At 39.7% G+C, this 13897-nt stretch carries 19 protein-coding genes, 1 tRNA gene and 2 riboswitches; of the genes, 6 read left to right on the forward strand and 14 right to left on the reverse strand.

Annotated elements, in window-relative coordinates:
• Nucleotides 1-2: 2 nt before the first annotated feature.
• Nucleotides 3-1100, reverse strand: a complete 1098-nt coding sequence (gene gcvT / locus FXF70_RS06820) for a glycine cleavage system aminomethyltransferase GcvT (RefSeq protein WP_148780029.1) — start codon at nucleotides 1098-1100, stop codon at nucleotides 3-5.
• Nucleotides 1101-1204: 104 nt separating this feature from the next.
• Nucleotides 1205-1300, reverse strand: a riboswitch (glycine riboswitch).
• 3 nt (nucleotides 1301-1303) lie between these two features.
• A riboswitch (glycine riboswitch) is annotated at nucleotides 1304-1411 on the reverse strand.
• 250 nt (nucleotides 1412-1661) lie between these two features.
• Between gcvT and FXF70_RS06825 the strand changes: the two genes are divergently transcribed.
• From FXF70_RS06825 to sinR, 4 genes are all read left to right on the forward strand, one after another.
• Nucleotides 1662-3332 (forward strand): DEAD/DEAH box helicase, encoded by a 1671-nt coding sequence (locus FXF70_RS06825; protein WP_007501213.1) that lies wholly within the window; start codon nucleotides 1662-1664, stop codon nucleotides 3330-3332.
• A gap of 14 nt (nucleotides 3333-3346) precedes the next feature.
• On the forward strand, nucleotides 3347-4144 hold the full coding sequence (locus FXF70_RS06830) for a YqhG family protein (RefSeq protein ID WP_007501215.1): 798 nt from the start codon (nucleotides 3347-3349) through the stop codon (nucleotides 4142-4144).
• 184 nt (nucleotides 4145-4328) lie between these two features.
• Nucleotides 4329-4493 (forward strand): anti-repressor SinI family protein, encoded by a 165-nt coding sequence (locus tag FXF70_RS06835; RefSeq protein WP_008342197.1) that lies wholly within the window; start codon nucleotides 4329-4331, stop codon nucleotides 4491-4493.
• Between the two features lie 33 nt (nucleotides 4494-4526).
• Nucleotides 4527-4862: a transcriptional regulator SinR gene (gene sinR / locus FXF70_RS06840; RefSeq protein ID WP_017357978.1), complete on the forward strand. Its 336-nt coding sequence runs from the start codon at nucleotides 4527-4529 to the stop codon at nucleotides 4860-4862.
• A 67-nt stretch (nucleotides 4863-4929) separates the two neighbouring features.
• On the opposite strand, the gene tasA is transcribed toward sinR, so the two are convergent.
• From tasA to tapA, 3 genes are read right to left on the reverse strand one after another with little or no spacing between them, the layout of a single operon-like run.
• The gene (gene tasA, locus FXF70_RS06845) at nucleotides 4930-5730 is read right to left on the reverse strand and encodes a biofilm matrix protein TasA (RefSeq protein WP_008342195.1); all 801 of its coding nucleotides are present in this window, start codon (nucleotides 5728-5730) and stop codon (nucleotides 4930-4932) included.
• A gap of 58 nt (nucleotides 5731-5788) precedes the next feature.
• Complete coding sequence (sipW, locus tag FXF70_RS06850; RefSeq protein ID WP_072367816.1) at nucleotides 5789-6361, reverse strand: signal peptidase I SipW; 573 nt, start codon at nucleotides 6359-6361, stop codon at nucleotides 5789-5791.
• A 49-nt stretch (nucleotides 6362-6410) separates the two neighbouring features.
• Nucleotides 6411-6938, reverse strand: coding sequence for an amyloid fiber anchoring/assembly protein TapA (gene tapA, locus FXF70_RS06855; RefSeq protein ID WP_148780030.1), 528 nt, complete (start codon nucleotides 6936-6938; stop codon nucleotides 6411-6413).
• Nucleotides 6939-7208: 270 nt separating this feature from the next.
• On the opposite strand from tapA, the gene FXF70_RS06860 reads away from it, so the two are divergent.
• Nucleotides 7209-7517 carry a DUF3889 domain-containing protein gene (locus FXF70_RS06860; protein WP_072367824.1) on the forward strand — a complete coding sequence of 103 codons (309 nt, stop codon included), beginning with the start codon at nucleotides 7209-7211 and terminating at the stop codon, nucleotides 7515-7517.
• A 34-nt stretch (nucleotides 7518-7551) separates the two neighbouring features.
• Here the strand turns inward: FXF70_RS06860 and FXF70_RS06865 are convergent, their stop codons facing one another.
• From FXF70_RS06865 to FXF70_RS06905, 9 genes are all read right to left on the reverse strand, one after another.
• Entirely contained in the window at nucleotides 7552-7746 is a 195-nt protein-coding gene (locus FXF70_RS06865) for a YqzE family protein (protein WP_008342191.1), read from the reverse strand.
• Nucleotides 7747-7806: 60 nt separating this feature from the next.
• The gene (locus tag FXF70_RS06870; protein WP_148780032.1) at nucleotides 7807-8190 is read right to left on the reverse strand and encodes a competence type IV pilus minor pilin ComGG; all 384 of its coding nucleotides are present in this window, start codon (nucleotides 8188-8190) and stop codon (nucleotides 7807-7809) included.
• The gene (gene comGF, locus FXF70_RS06875; protein WP_148780033.1) at nucleotides 8187-8684 is read right to left on the reverse strand and encodes a competence type IV pilus minor pilin ComGF; all 498 of its coding nucleotides are present in this window, start codon (nucleotides 8682-8684) and stop codon (nucleotides 8187-8189) included. Before comGF ends, FXF70_RS06870 begins: the two co-directional genes overlap by 4 nt.
• A complete protein-coding gene (comGE, locus tag FXF70_RS19195; protein ID WP_148780034.1) occupies nucleotides 8626-8940 on the reverse strand; it encodes a competence type IV pilus minor pilin ComGE in 315 nt (104 codons plus the stop codon). The genes comGF and comGE overlap by 59 nt, the downstream gene beginning before the upstream one ends.
• Nucleotides 8924-9370, reverse strand: coding sequence for a competence type IV pilus minor pilin ComGD (gene comGD / locus FXF70_RS06885; RefSeq protein WP_047945463.1), 447 nt, complete (start codon nucleotides 9368-9370; stop codon nucleotides 8924-8926). The genes comGE and comGD overlap by 17 nt, the downstream gene beginning before the upstream one ends.
• The gene (gene comGC / locus FXF70_RS06890) at nucleotides 9363-9656 is read right to left on the reverse strand and encodes a competence type IV pilus major pilin ComGC (protein ID WP_008342186.1); all 294 of its coding nucleotides are present in this window, start codon (nucleotides 9654-9656) and stop codon (nucleotides 9363-9365) included. The genes comGD and comGC overlap by 8 nt, the downstream gene beginning before the upstream one ends.
• A 16-nt stretch (nucleotides 9657-9672) precedes the next feature.
• Complete coding sequence (gene comGB, locus FXF70_RS06895; protein WP_148780035.1) at nucleotides 9673-10713, reverse strand: competence type IV pilus assembly protein ComGB; 1041 nt, start codon at nucleotides 10711-10713, stop codon at nucleotides 9673-9675.
• On the reverse strand, nucleotides 10694-11764 hold the full coding sequence (comGA, locus tag FXF70_RS06900; RefSeq protein ID WP_148780036.1) for a competence type IV pilus ATPase ComGA: 1071 nt from the start codon (nucleotides 11762-11764) through the stop codon (nucleotides 10694-10696). Before comGA ends, comGB begins: the two co-directional genes overlap by 20 nt.
• A gap of 464 nt (nucleotides 11765-12228) precedes the next feature.
• Nucleotides 12229-13098 carry an STAS domain-containing protein gene (locus FXF70_RS06905; RefSeq protein WP_017367596.1) on the reverse strand — a complete coding sequence of 290 codons (870 nt, stop codon included), beginning with the start codon at nucleotides 13096-13098 and terminating at the stop codon, nucleotides 12229-12231.
• A gap of 99 nt (nucleotides 13099-13197) precedes the next feature.
• Between FXF70_RS06905 and FXF70_RS06910 the strand changes: the two genes are divergently transcribed.
• Nucleotides 13198-13268, forward strand: a tRNA-Gln gene (locus tag FXF70_RS06910).
• A gap of 55 nt (nucleotides 13269-13323) precedes the next feature.
• Here the strand turns inward: FXF70_RS06910 and FXF70_RS06915 are convergent.
• Nucleotides 13324-13704, reverse strand: a complete 381-nt coding sequence (locus FXF70_RS06915; protein ID WP_007501232.1) for a Spx/MgsR family RNA polymerase-binding regulatory protein — start codon at nucleotides 13702-13704, stop codon at nucleotides 13324-13326.
• Nucleotides 13705-13897: the final 193 nt, after the last annotated feature.

Below are 13897 nucleotides of genomic sequence, written 5' to 3' on the forward strand. Positions count from 1 at the left end.
CGTTATTTGGCTCTTTTATAAAATGGTGTGGCGACGATTTTGGCTTTTAGACGTTTTTTACGAACTTGCACTTCCACTTCTGTCCCAAGCTGCGCCTCTGATGTTTCAATCAAGGCAAGCCCAATATTTTTCTTTAATGTTGGAGATTGTGTACCGGTTGTGACTACACCAATCTGCTTATCTCCTGAGAAGACTGGATAGTCTGTCCGCGGAATCCCCTTATCTATCATTTCAATCCCGACAAGCTTTCGCTTCGGTCCTTCTTCTTTTTGTTTTTTAAGTGCATCTTTTCCGATAAAATCTGCTTCTTTATCCGTTTTAACAGCAAAACCAATGCCGCCTTCTAAAGGAGAAATATCCTTCGTGAGCTCTTGGCCATAAAGCGGAAGTCTTGCTTCAAATCTTAAGGTGTCACGTGCACCGAGCCCACATGGAATCAATCCTTTCGGCTGTCCGGCTTCTAATAAAGCGGTCCAAAGGTGAACAGCATCTTCTGACTGGCAGTAGATTTCAAAGCCATCTTCTCCTGTGTAGCCGGTTCTTGAGACAAGCACCTCTTTTTGCGCAATGATTGCTTTTGATAAAAACGTAAATGGCTTCAGTGATGTTACCTCTTCATCCGCAACATCTTTGATGATGTCAGCAGCAAGAGGTCCTTGAAGGGCTAACAAGGCAGTTTGATCAGAGACATTTTTAATCGAAACGTCTTCCTCACCTTGATGTTTCAACAGCCAATCCACATCTTTTTCAATATTTGAAGCATTGATCACAAGCAAATAGTTGTTCTTTTCTTTTTGGTAGACAAGCAGATCATCCACCGTTCCGCCATCCTCATAACACATGGCTGTATATAGTGCCTTACCGTCTGTCAGCTTTGACAGATCATTGGTTAATAACCTTTGTAAAAAAGGAAGGGCTCCCTGACCTGTGACTTCCACCTCACCCATGTGAGACACGTCAAACAGCCCTGCTTTTGTTCGAACAGCTTCATGTTCTTCTTTAATGGAAGAAAATTGGACAGGTAATTCCCAGCCCCCGAAGTCAATGGTTTTTGCGCAAAACGTTTCATACGCATGAAAAAGCGGTGTTCGTTTCAACATCAATCGTTTCCCCCTTTTTTCTTACAGTGCACATCACAAGCTGAATTTTCAGAAAAAAATCACAGCAAAAAAGGACAGAGCGCTCCCTTTTATCAAAAAGAAGTCTCTGTCCTTGCACCTGAAAGTTTACAGCACAACATCATTGTGCGTTTTCCCCTTTGGTGGTTTGCTAAAAATCGCTGCGCAAACACTCTCCAGAGTTGCGTCCGGTAAGAGTACTTTTGCCTGAGAGATTCACTGAACCAATTCAGCTTGCTCCTTCGGCGCCTGTCAGTGCAAAATAACCGCTAGGTCTCTCCCCATACCATCATCCGCTCATATTCTTCACCTTTATTGGACATACTATCAAAATGGGTGACTTATTCTCTAGATCACTTACCAACATCCTACCATTAGAAATGGATGAAGAGCAACAGAAAAATCATTAACATTTTTAAAATAATCATTCATTATCGTTCGCTTTTATTGATATATAACATCTTTTAAATCGCTATCAAAAAATGAAGCGTTTAAAAACAGAACGATTTTATCATCACTCTACCAGAAAGGCAGGCGGTCACATTGAATATTCAAACGATCTTTGATCAAAAATGGGCAAGTGAATTTCAAAAGCGGCTTACAGCAGACGGTCCCTGGGCGAATTGGGATATGTACCGTTTAGCAGCACAGGTACAAAAAGTGACAGCCATTGATTCATTTGAAGGACTGCAAGCACCTGCGCACCTGCCTGCATTTACTCCTTTAAAACACCAGCTCGAAGTCGCTAGAAGAGTCGTAGAAGAGATGAATGGGAAAGCCATTTTAGCAGATGAAGTGGGTCTTGGAAAAACCGTTGAAGCAGGACTGATTATCAAAGAATACATGATTCGCGGACTTGCCAAGAAGATTCTCATTCTCGTACCCGCATCCCTTGTGTCTCAATGGGTACAAGAACTGCGGACGAAATTTTACATAGATGCTGTCGAGCAAAAAAAGAGCTATGTGTGGGAGCAGTGCGATGTTGTGGTTTCCTCAATTGATACAGCCAAAAGACAGCCGCATCGAGACACGATCTTATCCATCTCCTACGATATGGTCATTATTGATGAAGCACACAAACTGAAAAACAATAAAACGAAAAACTATGAGTTTGTGAGAAATTTGAATAAAAAGTTCTGCCTTCTGCTCACAGCCACACCTATCCAAAATCGGATAGGAGAAATTTTTAATCTCGTCTCTCTGTTGAAGCCAGGCCATTTAGGTAATGAAACACAGTTTAAAGACCTCTTTGCCAAAAAAGACCTTCAACTTGAGGACCATGACCGGCTAAAACAGTTAGTCAATAAAGTGATGATTCGAAACCGAAGACAAGACACTGGCATCGAATGGTCGAAGCGGCATGTAAAGACGATTTCTATTGATTTCTCCCCGACAGAACAAGCACTATATGATGAAATTTGTCAGTTAAAAGAAAACCCTTCCTATACGAAGCACATGTTTTCAATTATGACCTTAGAACGAGAATGCTGTTCAAGTCGTGAGGCCGTCTATATGACCATTAAAAAAATGCAAGAAGAGGAAAAACACATTCTAGGTGCTTCTGCGATGATGCACATCATGGAGAAAATCAACCAGGTAGAACAAAATTCTAAAGCACTTGAAGTCGTTAAACTCATTCAGCAATTAAATGAAAAAGTCATTATCTTCACTGAATACCGCGCGACACAAATTTATTTGCAATGGTTTCTCCAGCAAAACGGCATCAGTTCGGTCCCTTTTCGAGGCGGGTTTAAACGGAGTAAAAAAGACTGGATGAAAGATTTATTTAGAGAGCGGGCGCAAGTGCTCATCGCGACAGAAGCAGGCGGCGAGGGGATCAACCTTCAGTTTTGCAACCAAATCATCAACTACGACCTTCCGTGGAACCCAATGCGCTTGGAACAAAGAATTGGACGTATTCACCGGCTCGGTCAGGAGCGGGATGTTCACATTTACAATATGGCAACCAGCGGGACAGTCGAAGAACATATTTTAAAACTTTTATATGAAAAAATTCAGCTGTTTGAAAACGTCATTGGCGATCTAGATGATATTTTAACCCGAATTGATATCCAAGATGCTGAAACAGAATTACATCAAATTCTCTTCCAGCACGAGTCTGACGTAGACATGAAAAAGAAATTAACCCAATTTGCTTCCTATTTAACAGAAACACAAACACCGCTTTTAGAAGAAAGACAGCAAGGTTCATAAAGGAGAGTTGACCAATGGAGCAGCGCGAGATTCACACATTTCTTCTCCGTTTCTTTCAGGCAAATCAATGCGACATACTTGAAGAAAGTGCAGGGCACCTGACCGTACAACTGACAATCGAAATGGATAAATTGATCATGAACCGCCCTTTTTATTGGCATTGGCTCGAAAAAACGGGAGGCGTACCTGAGCCGCGGCAATTGACTTTGATCACAGATCAAAAAAAAGCTGATGACTCGGTCGAAGGAGAATTTGTCCACTTCGGCTCCCCTCGTTTATTCCAAATATTCGAGGTTGTGAAACAGCAAGGCCGTTTTATTCGGCTGTACGAAAAAGTCAGACCGCTCACAAACAGCCAGATCGCACTGGAGCCGTGGCTTGGTCTCAATGTCAAAATATCCTATCTGGCAGACCGTAAAAAAGACAAACTGCTGTCTCTTGGACTTCATCTAATACGCGGAGAAGTCATCGAACAATTTCAAGAGAAGCTGGAAGCGCGTGAGCTATCGTCTCAAATTCCTGATTATTGCTTCACAATGAGTACGATGATTAAGCCAGAGAGCGGCGTCAAACGGCTTTACAGCCTGATGGAACGTTATGCCAATGAAGAGCCGGATGATTGGGCGGTAAGAGCTGTTCAAAAGTGGAAAGAAGACTCGGAACTTTTAAACCAATTTTATGAAGGGACTTCAGACACATCTGTAGAATATGAAATAGAAAGACAAGCACTTAAAACTTTATACGAACCAAAAATCAGTCTTACGATTGAAAATGGCGGACTTTTTTACTTACAGCAAAAAAGAGGGGGCTGACTTAGCATGTCTCCCCCCCTTTCATGTGATATCAAATTTTCGATCAATCAAAAGCAACGTTTGTCTGTTTGTATTGGGCGGAAACATGACGCAAGCAATCTATGAGGTCTTATCACCTGTGTTTTTCCATTTCATGCGTTAAGTGCCTGAAATACACGATTCAGTATTTTAGGAGGGTATTTGTATGGAAAAGAAAACGAAGTTATTAGACAGTGAATGGGTTCAATTATTACGCGAAGCGCGCAAAGCAGGACTAACAGTAGAAGAAGTCCGTCATTTTCTCAAATCACGCGAAAAGTCCTCTGAGTCTCCCCCTATGGCAAGAAGTCATTCTATCAAACCTTTCTGAATGTGCTATAATATCGAAAGGAAGGTGATGACATTGATTGGCCAGCGTATTAAACAATACCGCAATGAAAAAGGCTACTCACTATCAGAACTGGCCGAAAAGGCTGGGGTAGCGAAGTCTTATTTAAGTTCAATAGAAAGAAACTTGCAAACAAACCCCTCCATTCAATTTCTTGAAAAAGTCTCCGCTGTTCTGGACGTCTCGGTTCATACACTGTTAAACGAAAATGATGAAACCGAATACGATGGTCAATTAGATAGTGAATGGGAAAAACTAGTTCGAGATGCAATGACATCAGGGGTTTCGAAAAAGCAATTTCGTGAATTTTTAGATTATCAAATCTGGAAAAAAAAGCAAGAAGAGGAGTAATGCGCATATTTTAGCGCATACTCCTCCAATTGCTATGCAGATCTTGTTATCAGTCTAAAGACTGACTTTATTTTTTATCTTCGCTGTGTGCTTTTTCGTTTTCTTTCACGTAGCCTTTTTCATCCGTATGCTTTTTTGGATTGATCGTTAAACCATTCCACTGAGTCGCTTCGAAGGAAAGATCAACTTGAATCGCATCGCCTTGGTATTTATTTTGGATATAGTTACCCGCTTTATCCTTCGTCTGGTCATTGACAAATTCAATGATCATTTCCATTTTATCGTAATCAAACGGATTCTTTGGAATGCCGTCATACTCTGGAGCTGTTGACCCATCAACGGTGGCAACATTAATTTTACCACTTTCATGTAAAAACTTCTCATCGACGGCATGACGAAGCTTTTCAAATGCGGTCTGATCCTGCTTTGACGTTAATAAATGCAGGTCAAGCAGGTTTGCATGGTCTAAAATAATATTTTTCGGGTATCCATTCCCACCTTCGGCTCCAACCGTTAGAACACTCACCTGAAATTGGCTGAGGAATTCTTCAGCTGTATTCTTCCCGCCATTTTTCGCTGATGTTCCATCTTGAAATTGGCTGTAATCAAGACTCATCAGGACTTGATTAATTGCAAGAGACCCTTTATTTTCAAAATTAAATTCCTTCTTTATACGGTCACCGGGTTTTATGTTCGCAAGGTTGATGGCGCCGGAATTCTCTTTTGCAGATAGATTCAGCTCTCCTGTAGAGTAGACCGCGTTTGCCGTCTCAACATCATTAAATGCAGCCCACGTTCCCCCTCCAATTAAAGCAAGACCTAATGCTCCTGATAAAACACCTAAACGAATTGATTTTTTCATTGCCATGATTGAACCCCCTAATAAATTGTTTTATTGAAACCTGATTTAGGTTACAAACGAAAATTTATGCTTGTTCCTCTGACATATGTAACTCAGCCGTATGTCTTCGATGTTTGGCAGCACCAACAAAATGAATGGTTGAATAAACAAGCAGCATCACCCCTGGAATAATGAGCAAAAGAGCCGTGCCAGCAGAAGTTCCTGCATACGAAAGAAGCTTTCCTGCATAAGGAATGTTCACGCCCGTATACTGCGCAGTCACTTGATTCGCTTTGACGAGCGTGCCGTCTTGATACATATTGTGGTCTCCTTTTGTCTCAAAGGCTGTATTTACTCCTTTTCCTTTCACCCCAACAATGCGGTGAGTCACAAAGGATTGGTCTTGCTGAGTTTGAAACGTAATAATATCCCCTTTTTTGAGTGTTTCAGGTGAGGTGACATGTTTCACGACAATCAATGAACCAGTCGAAAATTCCGGTTCCATTGATCCAGATAATACTTGCTTGAACTCATAACCAAAGATCTGAGGATCTCCGCCTGTTGTCCTTGATGACAACACGACAATAATACACACAATCATCATCGTGAAGACCAGCGCGTAAAGAATACTCCCAGACATTTTCATCCACTTTTTCATACCTTTCTCCCCTTTACATATCATGTTTCATTCAAAAGACTAGTCCCCTTTAGGACGCCTTTTCTTGACAATTCGAAAGCTGCATATGTTGAGACGTAAAGAATGGCTTTTCAGAACCACCAAACCCTTTAGGATAATAGATTTTAAACACATAGATTCCATTTGTTTTTGCTTTACCTGACGTGACAGTCGTCGTTTCTTCTGATGAGAGGGACTGTATAGCACCTTTTTCAATAACATGGCCATCTTGTAATGGCATCTGAACACTCTCTACTTTATGTAGTTCCCACTTCCATTCAGAGTGCGCGATGGGTTGTCCAATATTTTTTAGTGACATGCTCAGCTTTTGAGGCGCACAGACTGTCCCCTCAATGATCGTTTGATCGATCAGTTTCAAATGGCTTCTATCCCATTTCTTCGGCTGGCAATGCTGATCTGTCTCTTCGAAATTTTCACATGTTTTCATGACAAAATTCGAATGCTCAACATCGTTAAAAGAAGCATTAGTAGACGTAATAAAAAAAGAAGTGAAAATCAAACAAATAGCACAAAATAGTACAAAGAGCGGCTGTTTCATTGAATCTTTCAACTCCTTGAACAATTGTTCTTTAAAAAGAACGATTACACTCAGTATAAGGAATTACCTATAAAATCCAAAACGTCAAATTAGTCCATTTTGTTCTTAAACAAGAACATTACCGAGAAAATTCTTCCATTTTCTCATTCTTTCGCCATATTCAATATTTTTTTCTGTGACATTTGTACTTCTTAAAAATTTACATAAAAGTGCAGGATTTGGTCAGGATAATAATTGGTGAGGTGATGTTAGTTGAAATATGGAAGATTCATGATCATGCTCAGTTTACTGTTAAGCCCTTTGATCCAAAGCGCCCATCTAGCGGAGGCAAAAGGAATCACTGCTGCCTCAGATCAATGGGAAACAAGGGCAGTCAAAGAAGCAAAAAAACGGTATCCGTTAGCACATGTTTTATTCAAACAAAAAGTGTGGGATCGACACCGGGAGAAAGAATCCGTGAAGCAATATCATATTACGTTGAAAGATCAGGCCAAAGAATTTGGGGTATATGTCACCATTTCCTATAACCCTTACTCGAACAAGGTCAATAAAGTCATTGTTGTCGAAGAATACAGCTAAAATGGCATTAAAAAAACCGCCTTCTGGCGGCTTTTTACTTTTGTCGATGACGTTGACGTTTTTTTAGCATCATTGAGAAGCCAAAAGGCAGAACACCGAATAAACGCTGAGAAAATGGTGGTTTTGTCTCCATTTTTTCCTGTTTATGTTCTTTCCGCTCGTCACGTGGTGTATTCATATATTTAATGATTTCCTGCGTCATATATTTTACATAATCATTTGTCTTCATCGAACACTCACCTCTTCTTCCTTAAAGTGTTACCAAGAAGAGTATCGTTTTATACACTCTCTAATGAGTGCTGATCCATTGATTGATTTCTCCTGTCTCTTTATTCAGCTCTAGTTCCCGCTCGTCAGTTACACCACCCTTTGTCTCGATGTTAACCAAGAGGCGGACTAGCTTTTTTCTGTCATCGCACCCAATTCGCTTCAACGTCACTCGACCTTCTTCTGTGACAATTGGGCTCAATGGCTGATTACAAATACGATTTAATTTGTTTGCAGCTTCATTTAGTCCCATTCGAAATAACTGCTGTTTTTGATAAAAAGAAATCGTGAGCTCTGCACTTTTCAACTCTTTTTGAAACCCAATGGTCATTGAGCCTAGAATCAATAAAAATAAAAGAATGACAGCAAATACGTGAGGATAAATAAACCCGTCTTCTCTTTTCACGTTTTAGGAATCACTCCTTTGTAAGTGAAAAAAACAGCTTCATGTACTTGACCAAATACATCTGTGACTTGGAGAGTGGTGGTTTGCTCTTTTGTTCTTACATGGAATTGTTTCACCTTTTGTAATAAAGGAAGATGACCTGCCTGATCCGTTCGTTTACGAAGCATCTGTTGATACGGCTCAATCGTCACCACTCGCCCTTGACTTGAAATATACTCCAGAGCTGTTCCATTTTTCACCGCTCTTACAGCGACAGCACAATTTAGATCCTCCTCTAATTGCAGGACCGTTTGTTTCCACTCCATTTGCGAAAATTTGTTGATTTCTGCAAACGGATGAGCTTTTTCAACAATTGATAAAAGCAGCATGCAGCCAAAAGAAAGCAGCAAAAATAGCTGCAATTGCCATATTGCTTGAGCGAGTGTAAATCCTTGTTCATCGCTCCAAATGTCGAAAGCAAATCGTCTTCTTTTTTTGTACTTTGTATGAAACACATCCCTTCTCCTGACCCCAAATGAATTCATATGTGATCTCGCCTCGTTTCTTTGTACTTGATTCATTTTGACCTTCTATAATAGCTTTATTCATATACTCATGTAAGATTTGATAAGCTTCCAGTTTAGCCCTTAATTCTTCTTTCCCAATTGTCAGTTTTTCAAAGGATGGCACGAGCACAAGAGCAGCAAATAGAAAGAGGTGGCAAGAAAAGAGCATCTCAAACGTACTAAATCCTTTATTGTTTCTGAACATGAATCCGCCCGCTCCCTAAGTAAATCGTGAGTTTATATATTTGACTGCCAAATTGAACAATGAGAGAACCGCCGCTATTTGGATGTCCGTTTTTATTAAAGTGAAGGCCTTTTTGAAATGTGGATTGCTTGATGGTGCCTTTTTTATGTGGATTAGAAGCAATGATCTGCTCACTATTCTGCTCGATGACTTGATAAGATACATTGGGCGGGTGAAACTCAACAGTTACTCGTGTTTTTTTAATAAATGCAGTATAAGATGCCAATTGAAGATCTTGTTTTAGCAAGTTCACTTGCTTTTTTGCTTCAGCACTTTCTAATATATTGGGCACTTTTCCACCTATTATCGATAATAAGATAGAGAAAATCATGACGATCAAGAGCTGCTCAATGAGTGTAAATCCTTTCTCCTGGAAAAGCGATTTATTCATTTTTCACATCCCCATTTTGAATGAAAATTGCCTTTCCATTCGGACAAGTTAATCCCTTTTTGACATAGCCTTCTTTTTCTAATTCAGCTAAAGATGGCGTCTTGCCATCATGCTCTAATTCATATGCCATTACCTGTGTACTCACCATTGATTTCAGCCCTTCACAGCCCTTTGCTTGAATGCTTTGATGATGCCGAGTGATATTTGGAATGGTAATTAATAAAAGAATGGAGATCACAAGCATGACAATTAACATTTCTAACAGGGTAAATCCTTTATCATTCATGCCTTAGTCCTCCTTTTCACACTTGTTCCATTAGTTGATACATTGGTAAAAGAATAGATAAATACACAATGAGTATAAGAAATGCTGTTAAGCCATAGATGACAGGCTGCAGCCATGAAACCCATTTTTCAATTTTCAATTCTGCATTCTCTAAAAGAAATTGACTATATGTGTACATTTCTCTTGCTAGCATCCCACTTGCTTCCCCATGCTTAATGACAGCCGCAAAATGCCTTTCGAAAAAAGGAGACCGGCTTATTTGATGTTCCATACTCTCACCTTTTCTTAACTCCCCTATCATTTGTTCAGACATTTCTTGAAGGAAGGGTAAATAGGTCTGCTGTTTAAAAGCTTGCAAACTTTCGTAAATCGATAACCCAGCTTGAAGAAGTCCGCTTAGCTGAAGGGAAAAAAGATACGTATGCATCAGCTGCACCCCTTTAAATACCACCGGCAGCCTGCTGATGACTTTCAGTTTCTCAAGGGTCGATTTTTTCTTAAAAAAGAGCTCATAATATCCAAAAAGACAGATACATATACAACCGATCATAAGCAGCAAAGCGTGTAGGAATTGGAAGAGGCCAAACATTCCTTGAATGAGCCATGACATGCTTGTATTCATAGATGAATATAATAAAGAAAATTGAGGGACGATCATTTGCTGAACAATGATGAGCACAACAAAAACCGTAAACATAAGAAAAATCGGATATCGTAACATACGCTTGAATGTGTCTACCTGCATGATTTTTTTCTCTAGAAAACGGGCGCTTTGTTCAAGAGCTCGCGCTAGGCTGCCGTGTTTCTCTGAAAAACAAAGAATAGCGACGGCTTCCCGCTGAAAATGAAGTCGCTCAAGTACAACGTAAAAAGGCTCCCCTTCAAGCAGCCACTGAATGCCTGGCGTTAATCGCTGCTGCTGTTTTTTTGATAACTGAATATTCACCATCGTTAGTGCATCAACCAATGTATATCCAGCTTGAATCAACTGAGCCAGTTTCGATAAGAATTCAGCTTGTTCTTTTTTAGACCAGGCTTTAGAGGCTCGCTTCTTCATAAACCCATCGATGATATGTGCTTTTTGATAAATAGCCGAGTGCCACTCCTTTCCGAATTAATCTTTGCAGTGTTTCGTATGACGAATGAGCGTATTCTCCTTTTGCCTCTTTGATACACTCACCAAGCTCCTTTCCGTAAAGCAATTCAAATACATTTGTTCGTCTGACTGGCCGATTTAGTTTGCAATAAAGCTCACACGTTTCGCCGCAAAATGGACATGCAAGTTCGATTAACCGCTGAGCAGCAATAGCAACCATTGTTTGTTCGAGTTCATTCACCGTCACACCAAATTCGAGCATTCGATAAAGAGCTCCTTTTGCATTCTTTGCGTGCAATGTGCTCATGACTAAATGACCTGTCAAAGCTGCTCTAATAGCTGTTCTCGCTGTTTCCGCATCTCTTATTTCTCCAAGCACAATCATATCTGGATCATGTCTTAAAATAGCGCGTAAACCTGCCGCATACGTGATACCAGCTTTTTCATTTACTTGAACCTGCAGCACTTCTTCATTTCTTGTTTCCACAGGATCTTCAAGGGTAATAATATTCCGATTAAAATGTTTTTTGGCAAACTGAATCAATGAATAAAGTGTTGTCGTTTTCCCTGAATTTGTTGGTCCTGTAAATAAAATGAGCCCATGCGAATGATTCAGAAACGATAATAATCTCGCTGAAGCCTTCGGGAACAGTGACAAATACTTTGTTTTCGGCACATGATCCTGCGGTAAAATCCGAATCACTAGACTTTCATCATTTACAGTTGGTAGTGTAGAGAGCCGAACAAACACTTGACCGCGTCTTAGCATCACAGCCAATGATCCATTTTGTGGTCTCCTTCTTTCACCAATATCCATAGAAGATAAAAATTTGAAATGAGCAATGAGCCGCTCTCCGCTCTTTTTGTCAATGATCCGCTGCTGAATGAGGTCAGCGTCTACACGAAAAGAGACTGAAGCTTCCTTTTCTCTCGGAACAATATGCACATCAGATGCTCTCATGCGGCACGCCTCTTCTAGCAGCTCTTGCCCCAAATATTCAATACCATACAAGTGATTCACTCCTTTCAGTGACCATATTGTATGATGGCGGAACGTGCCTGACAAAAACGTATTTCATGATTTTCATGACTGAAGAGGGTTAAAAATGTTCAATTTGAGGTGTATTTCATCTATAAATAACAGAAAGACATATCAAAAAATTTGACTTTTACAACAACGGGTTCCGTTCAGAGGAGAAAATAAAAAAGAAGTGCTACTGGCACCTCTTTTTTGATGATCATCATTATTTCATTTTGTTCTTTCATTATGGATGATCTGTTACAAGGAGGTGTCTCCAAATTTAATCCTCCTTAATAGGTTACTGATTTGAAGATAAAGAATATCCTTTCGTGTCTGATTTATGGATAAAAAAAGAGACCAAATCTGTATGCGAATTGGTCATCTCATTCATATGCTCATTATATTGTTTCTCCTTGTCAACGTACCCGTTACTTTTACTAGTAACATTTTTTGGTTCACGTTGCTTCTTGCTGCTCTTCAAAGATACGAAAGCCTCTTTTTTCTAAAGCTTTTGCAAGGCTGTGTTCAGTATTTACTTTTGAGAAATCAATGCCGAGTTTCACTACAGTTTGAGCGATTTCTGGTCGAATGCCTGATATAATCGTCTCAATTCCTAGCAACTTCGCACTATCAACCACTTTAAACAGCTGATAAGCAACCATCGTATCAACAACAGGAACGCCAGATATATCAATAAATAAATGGGTTAGACGCAGTCTAGATGCCTGTTCTAGTACTGATTCCAAAATGATTTTCGCCCTGTACGTATCAATTTCACCAATCAGCGGCAAAATACCGATCTCTTTTGAAACTGGAATAACAGGCGCACTAAGCTCTTGAATCATTTCTCTTTGTGCATTAAGCTGATTGATCGTCACGCGGTCATACTCTTCTGATAAACGCGCAATCATGTCATCAAACGTGGCGTGAAAATGCTGATTCCAATCGCACACATCTTTGAGTGTCACTTCAAGCTCTGTTTGTTGTGTAAAGGTCTCAATTCTGGAACAAAAAATGTGGCGGAACACCTTAAATTGTCCGATGATTTCATATAAAGGTACTTCATGAACAGCTCGATCGCGGGCAATATCAACTGACCACTTTTTTAGATGGTCTTCTACTTTATCTGATAGCGTGACTAACGTTGCTGCAATCGTTTGGATAAATGCTGTGTTTTGTTCTTTCAGCTTCTTTTCTGTCTCCTCTGAAGCATGTTTGGAATATAATGAGCCTTCTTCTGTTCTTGTTTTCAGCCATTCTTCGGTCATGACAGGGGCTTCTTTAAGAATAAATTCATATAATTGCTCAGATTTTTTATTTTTCATTTCTGTCGTTCGCTCCTTTTTCACTTACAACTAGTGACAACCAACTTTTTATGTATAAATGACCGCAGATGGTGAACAATAGCATTACACGTTTCATATTGGGCTATAGCCAAGTGGTAAGGCAATGGACTTTGACTCCGTGATCGTTGGTTCGAACCCAGCTAGCCCAGTTCAGCACAAAAACGAAGACGGCTGAAACATCATTCAGCTGATCTTCGTTTTTGATTAGGAAACCGATTGATGAATCGCTTTCTTTTTTGAAATTTTCATGAGTTCTCCTGGATTATAGCCGACCACTAATTTATTTCCATCAATGATAATAGGTCTCCGGAGCAGCTTTGGTTTTTCAATGAGAAGCTGAAGTACCTCATTTACTTTTAGATCATTAATATTTAAATTTAAGCTTTTAAAAGCTTGGCTTCGAGTAGCTAAAATTTCATCCATTCCTTCTGTTGTTAAGGAAAGGATTTTTTTCAATTCGTCTAGTGTTGGCGTTTCTCTGAAAAGGTGACGCTCTTTAAAATCAATTTGATTCGCCTTTAACCAATGTTTTGTTTTGCGGCAAGACGTGCAGCTTGGGTATGAATAAAAAGTAATGTCACTCATTAGTCTTCCTCCTTAGGTCGTTAACCTTTTCTCTTATGGACTAAGTACCCTCATAAATTTAGGCATAAACACTTTTTCATCACTTTTTCAAAAAAATTTTTTCTAACGAAAGAATGAATGTTCACACGTTGTCAAAAATGTAAATGTTTACATAACAAGTGATCATCAGCTATAATATGAATCAAAGGGGTTT

The sequence above is a fragment of the Bacillus sp. Y3 genome (genome assembly GCF_008123875.1).
GTDB lineage: Bacteria > Bacillota > Bacilli > Bacillales > Bacillaceae > Bacillus > Bacillus altitudinis.

Bases quoted from the DNA above. Each gene is read 5' to 3' on its own strand.
- gcvT (WP_148780029.1), bottom strand. From the start codon at position 1,100: ATGTTGAAACGAACACCGCTTTTTCATGCGTATGAAACGTTTTGCGCA.
- FXF70_RS06830 (WP_007501215.1), top strand. From the start codon at position 3,347: ATGGAGCAGCGCGAGATTCACACATTTCTTCTCCGTTTCTTTCAGGCA.
- FXF70_RS06835 (WP_008342197.1), top strand. From the start codon at position 4,329: ATGGAAAAGAAAACGAAGTTATTAGACAGTGAATGGGTTCAATTATTA.
- tasA (WP_008342195.1), bottom strand. From the start codon at position 5,730: ATGGCAATGAAAAAATCAATTCGTTTAGGTGTTTTATCAGGAGCATTA.
- sipW (WP_072367816.1), bottom strand. From the start codon at position 6,361: ATGAAAAAGTGGATGAAAATGTCTGGGAGTATTCTTTACGCGCTGGTC.
- tapA (WP_148780030.1), bottom strand. From the start codon at position 6,938: ATGAAACAGCCGCTCTTTGTACTATTTTGTGCTATTTGTTTGATTTTC.
- FXF70_RS06860 (WP_072367824.1), top strand. From the start codon at position 7,209: ATGATCATGCTCAGTTTACTGTTAAGCCCTTTGATCCAAAGCGCCCAT.
- FXF70_RS06865 (WP_008342191.1), bottom strand. From the start codon at position 7,746: ATGAAGACAAATGATTATGTAAAATATATGACGCAGGAAATCATTAAA.
- comGE (WP_148780034.1), bottom strand. From the start codon at position 8,940: ATGTTCAGAAACAATAAAGGATTTAGTACGTTTGAGATGCTCTTTTCT.
- comGD (WP_047945463.1), bottom strand. From the start codon at position 9,370: ATGAATAAATCGCTTTTCCAGGAGAAAGGATTTACACTCATTGAGCAG.
- comGC (WP_008342186.1), bottom strand. From the start codon at position 9,656: ATGAATGATAAAGGATTTACCCTGTTAGAAATGTTAATTGTCATGCTT.
- comGB (WP_148780035.1), bottom strand. From the start codon at position 10,713: ATGAAGAAGCGAGCCTCTAAAGCCTGGTCTAAAAAAGAACAAGCTGAA.
- FXF70_RS06905 (WP_017367596.1), bottom strand. From the start codon at position 13,098: ATGAAAAATAAAAAATCTGAGCAATTATATGAATTTATTCTTAAAGAA.
- FXF70_RS06915 (WP_007501232.1), bottom strand. From the start codon at position 13,704: ATGAGTGACATTACTTTTTATTCATACCCAAGCTGCACGTCTTGCCGC.